This is a genomic window from Priestia sp. FSL R5-0597 (genome assembly GCF_038006305.1).
Taxonomy (GTDB): domain Bacteria; phylum Bacillota; class Bacilli; order Bacillales; family Bacillaceae_H; genus Priestia; species Priestia zanthoxyli.
Genome location: NZ_JBBOUZ010000001.1, coordinates 12,501 through 30,000 on the forward strand (window position 1 = coordinate 12,501; position 17,500 = coordinate 30,000).

16 protein-coding genes, 1 tRNA gene, 3 rRNA genes, 1 other RNA gene and 1 other annotated feature (2 of these 22 only partly in view) are annotated in these 17,500 nt (G+C 39.2%); of the genes, 16 read left to right on the plus strand and 5 right to left on the minus strand.

Annotated features, from left to right (window positions below; translation table 11 throughout):
- Positions 1–1,510, plus strand: a 23S ribosomal RNA gene (locus tag MKX72_RS00050); it begins 1,426 nt to the left of the window's first position.
- A 63-nt stretch (positions 1,511–1,573) separates the two neighbouring features.
- Positions 1,574–1,689: ribosomal RNA gene (gene rrf, locus MKX72_RS00055) — 5S ribosomal RNA — on the plus strand.
- 26 nt (positions 1,690–1,715) lie between these two features.
- Here rrf and MKX72_RS00060 read toward each other — a convergent pair.
- Positions 1,716–2,681 (minus strand): YaaC family protein, encoded by a 966-nt coding sequence (locus MKX72_RS00060; protein ID WP_028412712.1) that lies wholly within the window; start codon positions 2,679–2,681, stop codon positions 1,716–1,718.
- Between the two features lie 116 nt (positions 2,682–2,797).
- On the opposite strand from MKX72_RS00060, the gene guaB reads away from it, so the two are divergent.
- The 6 genes from guaB (at position 2,798) to MKX72_RS00090 (ending at position 9,259) form a co-directional block, all read left to right on the plus strand.
- On the plus strand, positions 2,798–4,264 hold the full coding sequence (gene guaB, locus MKX72_RS00065) for an IMP dehydrogenase (protein WP_013054827.1): 1,467 nt from the start codon (positions 2,798–2,800) through the stop codon (positions 4,262–4,264).
- Positions 4,265–4,414: 150 nt separating this feature from the next.
- Positions 4,415–5,770: a serine hydrolase gene (locus MKX72_RS00070; RefSeq protein WP_049166324.1), complete on the plus strand. Its 1,356-nt coding sequence runs from the start codon at positions 4,415–4,417 to the stop codon at positions 5,768–5,770.
- A 190-nt stretch (positions 5,771–5,960) separates the two neighbouring features.
- On the plus strand, positions 5,961–6,848 hold the full coding sequence (gene pdxS / locus MKX72_RS00075) for a pyridoxal 5'-phosphate synthase lyase subunit PdxS (RefSeq protein WP_340758536.1): 888 nt from the start codon (positions 5,961–5,963) through the stop codon (positions 6,846–6,848).
- Between the two features lie 21 nt (positions 6,849–6,869).
- Positions 6,870–7,457, plus strand: a complete 588-nt coding sequence (gene pdxT / locus MKX72_RS00080; RefSeq protein WP_028412710.1) for a pyridoxal 5'-phosphate synthase glutaminase subunit PdxT — start codon at positions 6,870–6,872, stop codon at positions 7,455–7,457.
- Positions 7,458–7,514: 57 nt separating this feature from the next.
- Positions 7,515–7,727: a binding site (T-box leader), on the plus strand.
- Between the two features lie 52 nt (positions 7,728–7,779).
- Entirely contained in the window at positions 7,780–9,057 is a 1,278-nt protein-coding gene (gene serS / locus MKX72_RS00085) for a serine--tRNA ligase (RefSeq protein ID WP_028412709.1), read from the plus strand.
- A gap of 109 nt (positions 9,058–9,166) precedes the next feature.
- Positions 9,167–9,259, plus strand: a tRNA-Ser gene (locus tag MKX72_RS00090).
- A gap of 120 nt (positions 9,260–9,379) precedes the next feature.
- Here MKX72_RS00090 and MKX72_RS00095 read toward each other — a convergent pair.
- From MKX72_RS00095 to MKX72_RS00110, 4 genes are all read right to left on the minus strand, one after another.
- Positions 9,380–10,060, minus strand: coding sequence for a deoxynucleoside kinase (locus MKX72_RS00095; protein WP_028412708.1), 681 nt, complete (start codon positions 10,058–10,060; stop codon positions 9,380–9,382).
- Positions 10,060–10,695, minus strand: a complete 636-nt coding sequence (locus tag MKX72_RS00100; protein ID WP_028412707.1) for a deoxynucleoside kinase — start codon at positions 10,693–10,695, stop codon at positions 10,060–10,062. Before MKX72_RS00100 ends, MKX72_RS00095 begins: the two co-directional genes overlap by 1 nt.
- A gap of 143 nt (positions 10,696–10,838) precedes the next feature.
- Positions 10,839–12,140, minus strand: coding sequence for a glycoside hydrolase family 18 protein (locus tag MKX72_RS00105; protein WP_013081323.1), 1,302 nt, complete (start codon positions 12,138–12,140; stop codon positions 10,839–10,841).
- Positions 12,141–12,196: 56 nt separating this feature from the next.
- Positions 12,197–12,739 (minus strand): isochorismatase family cysteine hydrolase, encoded by a 543-nt coding sequence (locus MKX72_RS00110; protein ID WP_033580900.1) that lies wholly within the window; start codon positions 12,737–12,739, stop codon positions 12,197–12,199.
- A 79-nt stretch (positions 12,740–12,818) separates the two neighbouring features.
- Between MKX72_RS00110 and tadA the strand changes: the two genes are divergently transcribed.
- The 8 genes from tadA to MKX72_RS00150 form a co-directional block, all read left to right on the plus strand.
- Positions 12,819–13,289: a tRNA adenosine(34) deaminase TadA gene (gene tadA / locus MKX72_RS00115; RefSeq protein WP_028412705.1), complete on the plus strand. Its 471-nt coding sequence runs from the start codon at positions 12,819–12,821 to the stop codon at positions 13,287–13,289.
- Positions 13,290–13,391: 102 nt separating this feature from the next.
- Positions 13,392–13,656: signal recognition particle sRNA large type (gene ffs / locus MKX72_RS00120), an RNA gene on the plus strand.
- Positions 13,657–13,786: 130 nt separating this feature from the next.
- Positions 13,787–15,475, plus strand: a complete 1,689-nt coding sequence (gene dnaX, locus MKX72_RS00125) for a DNA polymerase III subunit gamma/tau (protein WP_028412704.1) — start codon at positions 13,787–13,789, stop codon at positions 15,473–15,475.
- Positions 15,476–15,494: 19 nt separating this feature from the next.
- Positions 15,495–15,815 carry a YbaB/EbfC family nucleoid-associated protein gene (locus tag MKX72_RS00130; protein WP_013081327.1) on the plus strand — a complete coding sequence of 107 codons (321 nt, stop codon included), beginning with the start codon at positions 15,495–15,497 and terminating at the stop codon, positions 15,813–15,815.
- 15 nt (positions 15,816–15,830) lie between these two features.
- Positions 15,831–16,427 (plus strand): recombination mediator RecR, encoded by a 597-nt coding sequence (gene recR, locus MKX72_RS00135; RefSeq protein WP_014461944.1) that lies wholly within the window; start codon positions 15,831–15,833, stop codon positions 16,425–16,427.
- Between the two features lie 14 nt (positions 16,428–16,441).
- Positions 16,442–16,666, plus strand: coding sequence for a YaaL family protein (locus MKX72_RS00140; protein ID WP_013054840.1), 225 nt, complete (start codon positions 16,442–16,444; stop codon positions 16,664–16,666).
- 116 nt (positions 16,667–16,782) lie between these two features.
- Positions 16,783–17,052, plus strand: coding sequence for a pro-sigmaK processing inhibitor BofA family protein (locus tag MKX72_RS00145; RefSeq protein ID WP_013081328.1), 270 nt, complete (start codon positions 16,783–16,785; stop codon positions 17,050–17,052).
- 289 nt (positions 17,053–17,341) lie between these two features.
- Positions 17,342–17,500, plus strand: a 16S ribosomal RNA gene (locus MKX72_RS00150) (it continues 1,393 nt past the right edge of the window).

The window sequence follows — 17,500 nt, forward strand, 5'->3', positions numbered from 1 at the left end:
AACAGGTTGATATTCCTGTACCACCTCCCCGCCGTTTGAGTAATGGGGGGACGCAGTAGGATAGGGTAAGCGCGCTGCTGGATATGCGCGTTCAAGCAGTTAGGCTGATGAGTAGGCAAATCCGCTCATCATAAAGGCTGAGCTGTGATGACGAGGGAATTATAGTACCGAAGTTCCTGATTCCACACTGCCAAGAAAAGCCTCTAGCGAGGCGGGAGGTGCCCGTACCGCAAACCGACACAGGTAGGCGAGGAGAGAATCCTAAGGTGATCGAGAGAACTCTCGTTAAGGAACTCGGCAAAATGACCCCGTAACTTCGGGAGAAGGGGTGCTCTGGTAGGGTGTATAGCCCGAGAGAGCCGCAGTGAATAGGCCCAGGCGACTGTTTAGCAAAAACACAGGTCTCTGCGAAGCCGCAAGGCGAAGTATAGGGGCTGACGCCTGCCCGGTGCTGGAAGGTTAAGAGGAGGGGTTATCCTTTGGGAGAAGCTCTGAATCGAAGCCCCAGTAAACGGCGGCCGTAACTATAACGGTCCTAAGGTAGCGAAATTCCTTGTCGGGTAAGTTCCGACCCGCACGAAAGGCGTAACGATCTGGGCACTGTCTCAACGAGAGACTCGGTGAAATTATAGTACCTGTGAAGATGCAGGTTACCCGCGACAGGACGGAAAGACCCCGTGGAGCTTTACTGTAGCCTGATATTGAATTTTGGTACAGCTTGTACAGGATAGGTAGGAGCCTGAGAAGCCGGAGCGCTAGCTTCGGTGGAGGCGTCGGTGGGATACTACCCTGGCTGTATTGAAATTCTAACCCGCGGCCCTGATCGGGCCGGGAGACAGTGTCAGGTGGGCAGTTTGACTGGGGCGGTCGCCTCCTAAAATGTAACGGAGGCGCCCAAAGGTTCCCTCAGAATGGTTGGAAATCATTCGTAGAGTGTAAAGGCACAAGGGAGCTTGACTGCGAGACCTACAAGTCGAGCAGGGACGAAAGTCGGGCTTAGTGATCCGGTGGTTCCGCATGGAAGGGCCATCGCTCAACGGATAAAAGCTACCCCGGGGATAACAGGCTTATCTCCCCCAAGAGTCCACATCGACGGGGAGGTTTGGCACCTCGATGTCGGCTCATCGCATCCTGGGGCTGTAGTCGGTCCCAAGGGTTGGGCTGTTCGCCCATTAAAGCGGTACGCGAGCTGGGTTCAGAACGTCGTGAGACAGTTCGGTCCCTATCCGTCGTGGGCGTAGGAAATTTGAGAGGAGCTGTCCTTAGTACGAGAGGACCGGGATGGACACACCGCTGGTGTACCAGTTGTCTTGCCAAAGGCATCGCTGGGTAGCTATGTGTGGACGGGATAAGTGCTGAAAGCATCTAAGCATGAAGCCCCCCTCAAGATGAGATTTCCCATAGCGCAAGCTAGTAAGATCCCTGAAAGATGATCAGGTTGATAGGTCAGAGGTGGAAGCGTGGCGACATGTGTAGCTGACTGATACTAATCGATCGAGGACTTAACCAAACTTTTAAAAGCATAAGCTTTACTCAGCAAACTGTTACCTAGTTTTGAGAGAGCAATCTCTTGTCTGGTGGCGATAGCGAAGAGGTCACACCCGTTCCCATACCGAACACGGAAGTTAAGCTCTTTAGCGCCAATGGTAGTTGGGACTTTGTCCCTGTGAGAGTAGGACGTTGCCAGGCACTTGAAAAAAGACTAGCTATTTTAGCTAGTCTTTTTTTGTGTGTTCATTTAAGTAACAAGAAATTAAGTAAGGAATCTTTTGAGCTGTAACCTCAAGGAACCTCAAGATAAATGGATAATCTTTCGAAGAGTATGTATGCAATAATTCATACCACCACTCTGTTTCATAACGTGAAATCATACTTAAATTATAAAGTAATAAGTAATGTGCCAACATCTCAGGGAAATATAAGCAGCTATCTTTTTCCAACGGTGCATGCAGCGTGTTAGCTTGGAAATTGTACATAAAAGGTGAACAATTATATAAACAGCTTGAAGGGTCAAGAATACATACCTGATCTTCTGACAAAGACAATGATAGATGGGAACGCTCTTTTAAAAAAGAATAGAGTCTTTCGTGATTCATATGATAACACCGTGTAACTTGTTCAGGAATAGGCAAAGAGGTAGCTGGAAGCGATCCAATAGTTGTTAAATGGGAAGATGGCCTCGTGCCCAAATTTAAAAATAATGTATCTAATTCCGGTACACAAGACAACAGATAATTCATTGTATATTTACTACCTTCTAGTTGTTTCACATGAAACAATTCTTCTCCTACTTGTGAAAATAAACCGCTTTTTTGAATCTTAACTTCATCATCTAAAAAATCATAACTTTGTTTTTTTCTTTTTCGTGTTGATACTCCATGTGCTAACACCGCCGTATTTTCGGGATATACGGGGTTTTGTGTTAACAAACAAGCTTTTAACAGCTGTGACATTCCATAAAATAATAAAACGGGTTGAACTGATACAGGAGATTGTGCCGCAACTTGATAATAATTTTTACTGTGTTCCAAATAATAAATAAATGGGTAACTGTTTTTAAAACTATGTTGCTCTGCATCGCTATAATTCAATTTTTGATAGCGCTTTTTTAAAAAGTCTTGTACAAAAGGAACGGAGAAAAATAAATTGTAGGACGTCCAAACATCATTAAATTTATGCAACTAAATCACCTTTTCTTTTTATTAGAATTATCTGATATCTAGTGAAGTTATTGACAGGTACATATCTGCTTGTTAATCTACTAATAATATTCTGTCGTTTAAAGGAGGATTCTATAATGTGGGAAAGCAAATTTTCTAAAGAAGGCTTAACATTTGATGACGTTTTACTGGTGCCAGCAAAATCTGAGGTACTACCTAAAGACGTTGATATGAGTGTTGAACTAACAAAAACATTAAAATTAAAGGTGCCGTTCATCAGTGCAGGAATGGATACAGTTACAGAAGCTGAAATGGCTATTGCGATGGCTAGACAAGGTGGTTTGGGTATCATTCACAAAAACATGTCGATTGAACAGCAAGCAGAACAAGTTGATAAAGTAAAACGTTCTGAAAGTGGTGTTATCACGGATCCTTTCTTTTTAACTCCTGAAAACCAAGTATTTGCTGCTGAACACTTAATGGGCAAATATCGTATCTCAGGTGTGCCGATTGTCAACAACGAAGAAGAACAAAAACTAGTTGGAATCCTTACAAACCGTGACTTGCGTTTCATCCAAGATTATTCAATGCAAATTGCTGACGTAATGACAAAAGAAGAATTAGTTACTGCTCCAGTAGGAACGACTTTAGAAGAAGCAGAGAAAATTCTACAGCAATACAAAATTGAAAAGTTACCTCTTGTAGATGACAATGGCGTATTAAAAGGCCTTATCACAATTAAAGACATTGAAAAAGTAATTGAGTTTCCAAATGCAGCTAAAGATCAACAAGGTCGATTATTAGTTGGAGCAGCTGTTGGCGTAACAGCTGATTCAAATGTTCGTATCGAAAAATTAGTACAAGCTGGCGTTGATGTTATCGTTATTGATACAGCGCATGGACATTCACAAGGCGTTTTAGATACAGTGCGCAGCATTCGCGAGGCATATCCAGAATTAAATATTATTGCTGGTAACGTAGCAACGGCTGAAGGTACAAAAGCATTAATTGAAGCTGGAGCAAACGTAGTAAAAGTAGGAATTGGACCTGGTTCAATTTGTACAACTCGTGTTGTCGCTGGTGTAGGCGTTCCACAAATTACGGCAGTATATGACTGTGCAACTGAAGCTCGTAAGCACGGGGTAGCTATTATTGCAGATGGCGGTATTAAGTACTCTGGAGATATCGTAAAAGCACTTGCAGCTGGTGGACATACAGTAATGCTAGGAAGCCTTCTAGCAGGAACGACAGAAAGCCCTGGCGAAACAGAAATCTACCAAGGAAGACGCTTTAAAGTGTATCGTGGAATGGGCTCTGTGGGAGCTATGGAAAAAGGAAGTAAAGATCGATACTTCCAAGAAGATAATAAAAAATTAGTTCCAGAAGGTATCGAAGGCCGTTTGCCTTACAAAGGACCTGTAGCAGATACTTTATATCAAATGATTGGTGGTTTACGCGCAGGAATGGGTTACTGTGGTTCAGCTAACTTAGAAGCGTTACGTGAACAGGCACAATTCATCCGTATGACTGGAGCAGGCTTAAGAGAAAGTCACCCACATGATGTACAAATTACAAAAGAATCTCCTAACTATTCTATGAGATAATCATGAATGTGTAAAAAACACGTTTCCTTAATAGGGAAACGTGTTTTTTATGTCATTAATCATGAATGTAACAGTACTTCTTTATCTATTTTTTTAAATTTTAGTATGATAAAATTACATTTATGTGAGTTTACGTTTGGAGGGTATAGAGTGAGAAACGCAGTACAGAAACAATTAATTTGTGTCATTGCTGTTATGTTAATGGCCAGCGTATTTTTTGTCTCTACACAAGCATCAGCTGCTTCTAAAACAGATGATATTGGCGTTGAAGCAGACGCAGCCATTTTAGTAGAGGCAAGTACGGGGAAAGTGCTATACGGGAAAAATACGGATGCTTTATTAGGTATTGCAAGCATGACAAAAATGATGACGGAATACCTAGTATTAGAATCCATAAAAGATAAGAAATTATCTTGGGATCAACGTGTGCCAGTTAGTAAATATGCAGCTAAAATTTCTCAGGATTATGGATTATCAAATGTACCATTAATCGAAAACCAAAAATATACGGTAAAAGAATTATATGATGCCATGGCTATTTATTCAGCTAATGGAGCAGCCATTGCTTTAGCTGAAGCTGTCAGTGGTTCTGAAGAAGGTTTCATTAAGTTAATGAATGAAACAGCAAAAAAATTAAATATGGGTGAATCAAAATTTGTCAATTCTACAGGTCTTTCTAATTCCTTGTTAAAAGGGATGTATCCAAAAGGAACAAAGGAAGAAGATGAGAACCTCCTATCTGCTCGGGCAGTTGCTACTCTTGCTTATCACTTGATTCATGATTATCCAGAATCTTTGGAAGTAGCCAAAACTCCTTCCAAGATGTTTAGACAAGGGCAACAAGGCGAAACAAAAATGAACAATTGGAATAAGATGCTCCCTGGTTTTTCAGCTGCATACAGCGGCGTAGACGGCTTAAAAACTGGTCATACAGATTTTGCAGGTCAATGTTTCACTGGAACTGCAGAGCGTAACGGGGTAAGATACATAACAGTTGTAATGAATGCCAAGGAAAACGGCAAGTCTACAGAAGCTGCTCGTTTTTCTCAAACGAAAAAGATATTGGATTATGCTTTTAGTCATTTTCAGTTAAAAGAAGTAGTGCCTGCTAACGGCGAGATTAAAGGGCATGAAACAATTGATGTTGCTAAAGGAAAATCAAAAGAAGCTTCCGTTTCTCCAAAGAATTCGGTAAAAATTATTACCGAAAAAGGTCAAAAAGATCATACTAAAATCAACTTTAAGTTAAACGATAAAGTTATGAACGATCAAAAAGTTGTTGCTCCTATTAAAAAAGGAGAAACAGTTGCTTATGTAAGTGCAACAAACAGCAATCTTAAAGATCTAGGCTATGTAGGAGGCCAAACTACAGATAGCATGACGCCGGTCGTGACAAACGAATCTGTTGAAAAAGCTGGATGGTTCTCTCTCGCTATCCGCAGTATTGGTAACTTCTTCAGCGATATTTGGATGAATGCTGCAGATACAGTGAATAACTGGTTTTAATGATAACTCAAGAGAAAGAAGAGATACTACAAGGGAGTATCTCTTTTTTTTATTTTTAGATTTGTTTGTATATAATCTATAAATTAGATAGGAATTTTCCGAAAAATACGGTAAAATAGACACTAAGTTTTGAATTTTGTATATACACTAAAAATTATTGTGAAACACTTGATACAGGAGGAAGACAAACATGAATAACATTACAGGTACTGATCGTGTAAAACAAGGAATGGCGGAAATGCAAAAAGGTGGCGTTATCATGGACGTGATCAACGCAGAGCAAGCAAAAATTGCAGAAGCAGCAGGCGCTGTTGCCGTTATGGCATTAGAGCGTGTTCCAGCTGATATCCGTGCAGCAGGCGGCGTGTCTCGTATGGCAGACCCAACAATTGTTGAAGAAGTGATGAATGCTGTGTCCATTCCAGTTATGGCAAAAGCTCGTATTGGCCATATTGTTGAAGCACGCGTGCTAGAAGCGATGGGTGTAGACTACATCGATGAAAGTGAAGTGTTGACTCCAGCTGATGAGGAGTTTCATTTAAATAAAAATACATTTACGGTTCCATTTGTGTGCGGTTGTCGTGATCTTGGTGAAGCATCCCGCCGTATTGCTGAAGGAGCTGCAATGCTTCGTACAAAAGGCGAACCAGGGACAGGAAACATCGTGGAAGCAGTGCGTCATATGCGCCAAGTAAACGCTCAAGTACGTAAAGTTGTGGGCATGGACGAAGATGAGTTAATGACAGAGGCAAAACTATTAGGCGCGCCTTATGAGCTATTACTACAAATTAAACGTGAAGGTCGCCTACCGGTTGTAAACTTTGCAGCGGGCGGTGTAGCAACACCAGCAGACGCAGCGTTAATGATGCAGCTTGGAGCAGACGGTGTGTTCGTTGGTTCAGGAATTTTTAAATCCGACAACCCTGAAAAATTTGCTCGAGCAATCGTTGAGGCAACAACGCATTATCAAGATTATGAACTCATTGCAAACTTGTCAAAAGGATTAGGAAGTGCAATGAAAGGAATTGAAATTTCATCATTATTACCAGAAAACCGCATGCAAGAGCGTGGATGGTAATTTAAAGGGAGTTTTGACAAAATGGTAAAAGTAGGCGTGTTAGGATTACAAGGTGCCTTTCGCGAGCATGCACAAGCATTAGAAGCAGCAGGCGCTGAAGCCATTATCATTAAAAAAGTTGAACAGCTAGACGAAATAGATGGTTTAATCCTACCGGGCGGCGAAAGCACAGCGATGCGTCGTCTGATTGACAAGTATGACTTTATGGAACCTCTTCGCCAGTTTGCACAAGCAGGTAAACCGGTGTTTGGTACGTGTGCGGGTTTAATTTTACTTGCAGGACAAGTTGTTGACCGTGAAGAGCCCCATTTAGGTGTTATGGATATTACGGTAGCTCGAAATTCATTTGGGCGCCAACGAGATAGCTTTGAAGCTGCTCTAAATATTAAAGATATTGGTGAAGATTTTATAGGCGTATTTATCCGTGCTCCGCATATTGTAGAAGTAGGAGAAAACGTTGAAGTCTTGGCAATGCATAACGACCGAATTGTTGCAGCAAGACAAGGTCAATTCTTGGGATGTTCGTTTCATCCAGAATTAACAGATGATGCTCGCATGGCTCAGTATTTTGTAGCAATGGTTGAAGAAGCTTCGAAAAAACCTGTATAAATGAATTGCATCTTGTAAAGACTTGTAGTACATTATGATTAATAAAAATGATATTGGTATAAAGCGTTGATAGGAAATAGTAATAAGATTTTTGATTTCAAGAGAGTCGATGGCTGGTGTGAATCGATAATCAATTCTTATGAATCCGTCCTGGAGCAAGCTGTCGAAAAAGTAGTAGGCAGTTTCGGTTCATCCGTTATCTGGTTTAAGAGGAAGGCTTATTTTAGCTTTCAATTAGGGTGGCAACGCGGGTAAACTCTCGTCCCTTTCATAGGGATGAGAGTTTTTATTTTGCCCTTTTATACTAAAGGAGGTACTCAGTATGTTAGATTTAAAATTTTTACGTGCTAATTTTAATGAAGTAAAAGAAAAGCTCAAGTTTCGTGGTGAGGACTTAACGGACTTAGGTCGCTTTGAAGAGTTAGATGCAAAACGCCGTGAGCTAATTGCTCAAACAGAAGAGTTAAAAAGCAAGCGAAATGAAGTATCACAGCAAATTGCACAATTGAAACGTGAAAAACAAGATGCTGATCATTTAATCGTCGAAATGCGTGAAGTAGGAGACCGCGTAAAGCAATTGGATGAAGAGCTTCGCAGCGTTGAAGAAGAGTTAGAGCTATTGCTGCTTTCAATTCCTAACGTTCCACATGAAAGTACGCCTGTAGGTGAAACTGAAGATGATAACGTAGAAGTTCGCAAATGGGGAGAAATTAAACAATTTGATTTTGAACCAAAACCGCATTGGGATTTAGGAACAGATTTAAATATTTTAGATTTTGAAAGAGCTTCGAAAGTAACGGGAAGCCGCTTTGTATTTTATAAAGGGTTAGGTGCAAGATTAGAACGTGCTCTTATTAACTTTATGATGGATTTACATATGGATGAGCATGGTTATGAAGAAATCCTTCCTCCATATATGGTGAATCGTACAAGTATGACAGGAACAGGGCAGCTTCCTAAATTTGAAGAAGATGCATTTAAAATTAAAGAAGAAGATTATTTCTTAATTCCTACAGCTGAAGTACCAGTTACAAATTTACATCGTGATGAAATTTTAAGCGGAGATCAGCTTCCAATTGCTTATACAGCGTATAGTGCTTGCTTCCGCTCAGAAGCAGGCTCTGCAGGAAGAGATACACGTGGGCTTATTCGTCAGCATCAGTTTAATAAAGTAGAACTTGTTCGCTTTGTTAAGCCAGAAGATTCTTATGATGAATTAGAAAAATTAACGGGCCATGCTGAAAAGGTTCTTCAACTATTAGGTTTACCTTACCGAGTTCTAAGCATGTGTACAGCTGACTTAGGTTTCACAGCAGCCAAAAAGTATGATATTGAAGTTTGGATTCCAAGTTATGAAACTTATCGTGAAATTTCTTCTTGTTCAAACTTTGAAAGCTTCCAAGCTCGCCGTGCTAATATTCGCTTCCGCCGTGATACAAAAGCAAAACCAGAACATGTTCATACACTAAATGGTTCTGGCTTAGCAATTGGCCGTACGGTAGCTGCAATTTTAGAAAACTACCAGCAGGAAGATGGATCAATTCAAATTCCAGAAGTGCTGCGTCCATATATGGGAAATAAAGAAGTTATTTCTAAATAAAAGTAGAAGATGTTCATTAAATTAATTTTTAATGAACATCTTTTTAAAAAAAATTAATAAAAGAGTTGACTTCATTATTTTTATATGATAAATTAATACTTGTCGATACGGAGGAATACCCAAGTCCGGCTGAAGGGATCGGTCTTGAAAACCGACAGGGGTGTTAAAGCCCGCGGGGGTTCGAATCCCTCTTCCTCCGCCATATTTGACTTATAATGCAATTAACATAGCGCGATAAATTGGAGATTGGAAAACCGTTACTTATAAGTAACGGTTTTTTATTTGTTGAAAATGCCGCTTTATTTATTAAAGCGGCATTTTTTTATAGCTGACGACGTTTTAACTTTTCATTATGTTGTAAAAAGCGAGCCACTTTTTCAACAATTGATTCAATTGAATCAGGATCCTTGAGAAGGTCGTATTCTCTAATATCTAAACGGAGAATAGGACAAGCCGTAAAGTTATTAATCCATTCTTCATATCGGGCGTGCATCTCTTTCCAATAATCAAGAGGCGTTTGTTGTTCCATTGGTCGCCCTCTTTCTTGAATGCGATCTACAATATCTTCGAAGCTGCCTTCCAAATAAATGAGCAGATCTGGATGAGGGAAGTATGGAGTCATAACCATTGCATCGAACAAGCTTGTATATGTCTCATAGTCTACTTTAGACATTGTTCCCTTTTCAAAATGCATCTTAGCAAAGATACCGGTATCTTCGTAAATGGATCTGTCTTGGATAAAGCCGCCCCCATACTCGAAAATCTTCTTTTGTTCTTTAAAGCGTTCCGCTAAAAAATATACCTGTAGGTGAAAGCTCCAGCGTTCAAAATCCCCATAAAATTTGTCCAGGTAAGGGTTGGAATCTACTTTTTCAAACGATGTGCGAAATTGGAGAGCATCAGCCAATGATTGAGTCATCGTAGATTTTCCAACTCCAACTGTACCCGCTATCGTCAACACAGCATCATTAGGAATGTTGTATTTCGATCGTAAGTTTACCATTATATACTCCTTTTCAACATACTCTCTTGAACCTCTGATAAGATTCTATTTAAGTGTTGTTTATTTTGTACAAAATCTATTTCATCACCGTTATAACGTAAAATGGTTACGTCAGGGTTCTTTTGTTCAAATGCCGTCATAGCTTTTTCATAATCATCACTTAGTCTCGCAAGGTAGTGAGGATCGATGTTTCGTTCAATTTCTCTTCCACGCATTTTAATACGCTTTAGCAAGGTATCTAAACTGGCATTTAAATAAATAATAATGTTCGGAGCCGGCATATCAGCCGTTAAGATGTGGAAGATTTGTACATATTTTTTATACTGTTCATCTTTTAACGTTTGCTCAGCGAAAATCATGTTTTTCATAATATGATAATCTGCTACAACAGGTTTTTTATAAGATAAGAACCCTTTTTGAATATCCTCTAACTGCTTATATCGATTACATAGAAAAAACATTTCGGTTTGAAAACTCCACTCGTCGATATTCTCATAAAATTTCCCGAGAAATGGATTTTCATCTACGATTTCTTTTAAAATTTCGAACTGAAATGCTTGTGCAATCTCTTTAGCTAGAGAGGTTTTTCCGACACCGATGGGTCCTTCTACTGAAATAAAAGGTGTGCCTTGCATTCATTTGCCTCCTTCATGACCACTCGTTCAAAAAAAACAGACAAAAAATATTTTAACATAGAGAAGGAGAATAAGGGGAAAAGAAATTTCTTTCAGTAAGAAGAATAACAAAAAGCCTACTGTTAACAGTAAGCTTTCCCTATTTATGGCTGTGTCACTCTTTTTGTAATTTTGAAGTTGTCTTCAATCAAGAGCCAGTTTTGTGGGAAATCTAAGCCTAGTTTCCAGTAGGCCATTCCTCTAAGTTTTAATTCTTTGATTAAATCAAACTTGGCCTGAATAGATCTAGCGTCTTCAAACCATACTTCGTGAGTGCGCTGCTGTTCATCTTTATACCGGAAGAAAGGAGCTTGTGCTTTATTGTCGTATTGAATAGCTACTTTATAACGAGCTGCCAACTCAATAGCTCGTTGAGGACTAATGGCTTTGGCATATTCTCCTCCTGGTTTGTAAGGCAGTGTCCAATCGTAACCATATAGGTTTTGGCCCATGATAATTTTTGAACTAGGTATTTCAGATACTGCATATTCTAAAACATCACGTACGGGACCAATAGGAGAGACGGCCATAGGAGGCCCACCGCTATATCCCCATTCATATGTCATTGGAACAACGAAGTTAGCAATCTCTCCAATGGCTTTATAATCATGTGCTTCATACCATTTGCCTTTTTGATCTCGACTTGTCTTCGGAGCTAAAGCCACAGACATGAGAAGTTGCTCATCTTGAAGACGCTTTTTTGCTTTCTGTAAGAATGCAATATAGGCTTCTTTATCTGCCGGACGCAAAAATTCGAAGTCAAAGTGAATGTCTCTGAAATTTTGTTCTTTCGCTGTTTTTACAATATTATTTAAGAGCGTATCTTGAACGTCTTTATTAGTTAAAATTGCTCGGCCGACTTCATCACTGAATGCACCGTTTTCAATATTAGCCAATACCATTAAGAAGATGACGTCATTTTCTTTAGCAATAGAACCTAAATTGTTAAGTGGAGGTGCCTTTAGAGAACCGTCTTTTTGCACTTCGAAGTTCGCTGGTCCGAGATAAGTAAGGTATTTTGCATTTTGATTAATCATTTTCTCTGTTTGAGGGGTGATTTTTCGATTGCTTGTTTCAACATACCCTAAAAACTCACCGTTTCTTTTGTTTGGGGAAGGGGGAATTAAGATGCGGCGGCCAGGTGTTAAGGGTGCTGTAACTGAAACATTGTTCGCATTGGCAATAGCCTGATAGCTAACGCCTAATTTTCGTCCTATTTTCCATATAGTGTCCCCAGCTTTTACTGTGTAGTAAGTACCGTTGATGGGAATAACCATAGATTGCCCGATGACGAGTTGATTTGGATTAGGTAATTCATTTGCTCTTATAATCTTTCCTGCGTCAATCCGGAACTGTTTTGCAATACTATATATACTGTCACCTGCTTTAACAGTGTAAATTTGCATAATAAAAAGCCTCCATTTCATATGACTTACTTCCATCATATGAGAAGGCTTTTTACTTAATTCATCAACTCAGTATGTTTGCAAATACGAGCATTTAATACGTTATGCATCATTCTTAAAGCAAAGGTATTGTCTTCATCTGCGTTTGAAGCAATACAATCTTCAGGCACAATTAAATTATACTCACGCATATAAGCATCGTTGGCTGAAAAAAGCACGCATATATTTCCCGCAATTCCTGTTAAAATAAGTGTATGCACATCGAGCTGTGATAGCAAAATATTTAAAGCTGTTCCATAGAAAATAGAATGCTTTGGTTTAATTAAAAAGTAATCAGCGTTTTGTGGTGAAATGTGATGTAGAATGGGTGAACTTACCTCATTTGTGCAGTGTGTTAAAATGGTTTCTAAGTTTGCTTGCCATAGCTTATAGTGGTCATTGACGTAAATAATAGGGATATGTTGAGACGAGGCATATTGTTTTAATTCGGCAATATTTTGAGCGATTATTAAAGATTTTTCAGCAAGTACTTTGCCGTTTTTGAATTGAAAATCGTTTAGCATATCAATAATAATTAAAGCAGTTTTAGCATTCTTCACACAAGGTCTCTCCTTTTCCTGATGTACATAGTAAATAGTTTGACTCAGAAAAAATATAATATGTAAGGTTGGATAAAAAGTGTTAAATGATGAAAAGTATATGAGGTTGGCAATTGATGAAGCATTAAAAGCTAAAGATAAATTAGAGGTTCCTATTGGGGCAGTTATTGTTCAAAATGATGAGGTGATTGCTGCAGCTTATAACTTACGAGAAACAGAACAGCGATCAGTTGCTCATGCGGAACTTTTAGCCATTGATGAAGCATGTAAGAAACTAGGAACATGGAGGTTGGAAGACGCTACGTTATATGTCACCTTAGAACCATGTCCGATGTGTGCAGGTGCTATTGTATTATCAAGAGTGAAAAGAGTTGTGTTTGGCGCTTATGATCCTAAAGGTGGCTGCGCTGGAACATTGTTAAATTTATTAGAGTTTGAAAAGTTTAATCATCAAGCAGAAGTAGTAGGAGGTATGCTAGAAGAAGAATGCGGGAGCCTCTTAACGACTTTTTTTCGTGAGTTACGTCAACGAAAAAAGGCTGGAAAATAGCGCTGAAAAAGTAAGTTTTCTATAGCGGTTGCATTTTTGAATGAAAAGACGTATACTTGTAAATGCATCAACTTGATGCCCAAACTATTGGTTTCAACTTTGCCGTGCTAAGCGGGGAGGTAGCGGTGCCCTGTACTCGCAATCCGCTCTAGCGAGGCCGAATTCCTTCTTGAGGTTAGCTCATCTTAGGGCCTGCCTTAAGTAAGTGGTGTTGACGTTTGGGTCCTATGCAATGGGAATCTGTGAACCCTGTCAGGTCCGGAAGGAAGCAGCAGTAAGCAGAACCTCTCATGTGCCATGGGGTCGCCTGAACCGAGCTAACTGCTTAAGTAACGCCTGGGGTGGCTAATCGACGGAAGGTGCACGGCAGTTATATACATAAGTTTAGTCTACTCTGTGAGAGTAGGCTTTTTATTTTATCTCTTACTATTTTGAAAAAAAACCTCATAATACGCTATAATGAGAACTAATGAATTATATTAAAAGGAGAGGATGTAGTGGCATATCAGGCTCTGTACCGTGTATACCGTCCTCAAAGCTTTAACGACGTAGTCGGTCAACAACATATTATCAAAACACTTCAAAATGCCCTTGTCCAAGAAAAATTTTCGCATGCGTATTTATTTTCTGGGCCTCGAGGGACAGGGAAGACAACAGCTGCTAAAATTTTAGCGAAAGCCGTTAACTGTGAAAAAGCACCCATTGCTGAACCTTGTAATGAATGTGCAACTTGTCGGGGAATTACGGATGGTTCCATTTCTGATGTAATTGAAATTGATGCAGCCTCTAATAATGGAGTCGATGAAATTCGAGATATCCGTGATAAAGTAAAATATGCACCTAGTGCTGTTCGATACAAAGTGTACATTATTGATGAAGTTCATATGCTTTCAATTGGAGCTTTTAACGCTTTGTTAAAAACGTTAGAAGAACCTCCTGCACATGTCATCTTTATTTTAGCTACAACAGAGCCCCATAAAATTCCATTAACGATTATCTCCAGATGTCAGCGCTTTGATTTCAAACGCATTTCGCCAGAAGATATCGTATATCGAATGAAGGAAGTATTAGGTTCTGAAGAGCTAGAAGTAAGCGAGGATGCTCTTTACGAAATTGCGAAAGCTTCAGAAGGAGGCATGCGTGATGCACTTAGTCTTTTAGACCAAGCCATCTCGTATAGTACGGAGAAGGTGAGCTTAGAGGATGTTCTATCCATAACAGGAGCAGTATCACAGTCTTTTATTGTGAAGATCGTCCAAGCTATCTTTAACGAAAACATTGTAGAAGCGCTAGATTCTGTTGAAAGTTTGATCAAAAACGGAAAAGATCCAGCGAGGTTTGTAGAGGACCTCATCTTCTATTATCGTGATGTTCTGCTTTATCAAGCTTCAGAAGAAAATGCATATTTACTTGAAAAAGCAGCGGTTAACGAAGAGTTTAAAGAACTTAGTTCAAAAATGGATAGTGCCTTTATTTATAAAGTCATTGCTGAATTGAACCAAACTCAGCAAGAGATGAAATGGAGCAATCATCCTCGAGTGCTACTTGAAGTAGCTTTAGTAAAATTAGCTCAAAGTTCTACAAATCAAGAGGGTGCTCTTCCATATCAAGACATTTTGCAAAAAATGAATCAAATGGAAGCAGAACTGCAGCAGCTAAAAGAAAAAGGCATTCAAGTTGATCATACAGCTCAGGCAGCGCAAACAGAGAAAAAACAGACAAGACAGTCAAGAAGTCAGTACAAAACGCCTGTTGGAAAGGTAAATGAAGTTTTAAAAAATGCCACTCGGCAGAATTTAGAAACCATTAAGCGATCTTGGGCGCAGGTATTAGACACATTGAAACAACAAAATAAAGCTTCACATGCAGCGTTGTTATCTAACAGTGAACCGGTTGCGTCTTCAGATCAATCATTTATACTTAAATTCAAATATGAAATTCATTGCAAAATGGCTTCTGAAAATAACAACAATGTACGTGATAATTTAGAGAATATCTTATATACTTTAATTGGCAGCAAGCGTGAAATGGTTGCAATTCCAGAAAGTGAATGGGATAAAGTAAGAGAAGAGTTTCTTCAAGGACAGCAAAGTGATGGGTCATCAGGTCAACCACAGGAGGAAGACCCCGTGGTTGCAGAAGCGAAAAAGCTATTTGGAGAAGACTTAATCGAAATTCAAGAGTAAATTTAGGAGGAATGTTCATATGATGAAAGGCATGGGCAATATGCAAAAAATGATGAAACAAATGCAAAAAATGCAAAAAGATATGCAAAAAGCGCAGGAAGAGTTAGCTGAAAAAACTGTTGAAGGTACAGCTGGCGGTGGAATGGTAACAGTTGTGGTTAACGGTCAGAAACAAGTAATTGATGTAAATATTAAAGAGGATGTAGTAGATCCTGAAGATATTGAAATGCTACAAGATTTAGTACTAGCAGCAACAAATGACGCATTAAAACAAATGGACGATTTAACAAATAACACAATGGGTCAATTTACAAAAGGTTTAAATATTCCAGGACTTTAATAAGGTGGTTGCCACGTGCATTATCCAGAACCAATATCAAAGCTTATAGATAGTTTTATGAAGTTACCCGGCATTGGTCCAAAAACAGCTGTTCGCTTAGCGTTCTTTGTTTTATCTATGAAAGAAGATACGGTATTAGATTTTGCAAAAGCATTAGTTAATGCGAAGCGAAATTTAACCTATTGTTCAGTTTGTGGGCATATCACAGATCAAGATCCTTGCTACATTTGTCAAGATCAGCGTAGAGAGCGCAGTGTGGTGTGTGTCGTGCAAGACCCTAAAGATGTCATTGCAATGGAGAAAATGAAAGAATATAACGGCTTGTATCATGTCCTGCATGGCGCAATTTCACCTATGGAAGGAATAGGGCCTGAAGATATCAAAGTACCAGAGTTATTAAAAAGACTTCAAGATGATGAGATTCAAGAAGTGATTTTAGCTACTAACCCGAATATAGAGGGCGAAGCTACGGCTATGTATATCTCTAGGCTCTTAAAGCCGACAGGAATTAAAATTACTAGAATTGCTCATGGGTTACCCGTCGGAGGAGACCTTGAGTACGCGGACGAAGTAACATTATCTAAAGCCCTAGAAGGTAGAAGAGAAGTATAACGAGGTACTTGCATATGTTTTTTAAACGAAAAGGTTGGCTACGCAAAGAGTACGATGATGAATTTGTGAAGACTTTTATGCAAGTAAAGCAGGAATGGAGTCACAAAACTTCAATGGTAGAAAGAAGTGTAGATCCTTCAGAAGAGGTAATGGTAGATATTCGATTAGCCAAAATGAAGTATCTTTTTCTATTAAAAGAAGCCAAGCATCGAAATATTTCAATTAACAGGATGTCATAGAGGCATCCTGTTTTGTTGTCTTTATAAAATAAGGATTTCCCTCTGTGAAATAGTGCTTTTTTTGAATGCTTGGACATATATATAAGGTAACTTATCTGCTTTAAGAAGGAGGCAACATGCTAAATCATCCTATTGTAGTTGTGTCTTTTTTAATAGGGCTAATCATTCTACTCTTAGTAACAGGTGGTGTTGAAAAAATGCTTCGAGTCATTGGAAATTTATCGATTAAGCTTATTATTGGCGTTTTGCTGCTTTTCTTTATTAACATCTTTGGCGTACAGTTCGGTATTCATATTCCTATTAATTTCCCCACAGCCATTGTTTCAGCTATTTTAGGTATTCCAGGAATAGCTGCCCTACTTGTTATTAATAATTTCATATTATAATTTGGAAGAATATCCAAAATAAAAGTTTTCTGGAATCTTTTCGAGAAAACTTTTATTTTTTTTTGAAAAAGTTGTTGACCAGCAAGTTATCAGATGTTATATTTATATACGTCGCTAAGACAGTAACGAAAAATAACTCGAAAATAACTTAAAGAAAAAAGTTGTTGACAAGTTATTCTTAAGGTGGTAAGATAAGAAAGTCGCCTTGAGACAAGAGTTCTTTGAAAACTGAACGAAATAGTAAACGTCAACGTTAATTTTTATTTTTTAAATGAGCAAGTCAAACATTTCTTCGGAGAGTTTGATCCTGGCTCAGGATGAACGCTGGCGGCGTGCCTAATACATGCAAGTCGAGCGAACTGATTAGAAGCTTGCTTCTAAGACGTTAGCGGCGGACGGGTGAGTAACACGTGGGCAACCTGCCTGTAAGACTGGGATAACTTCGGGA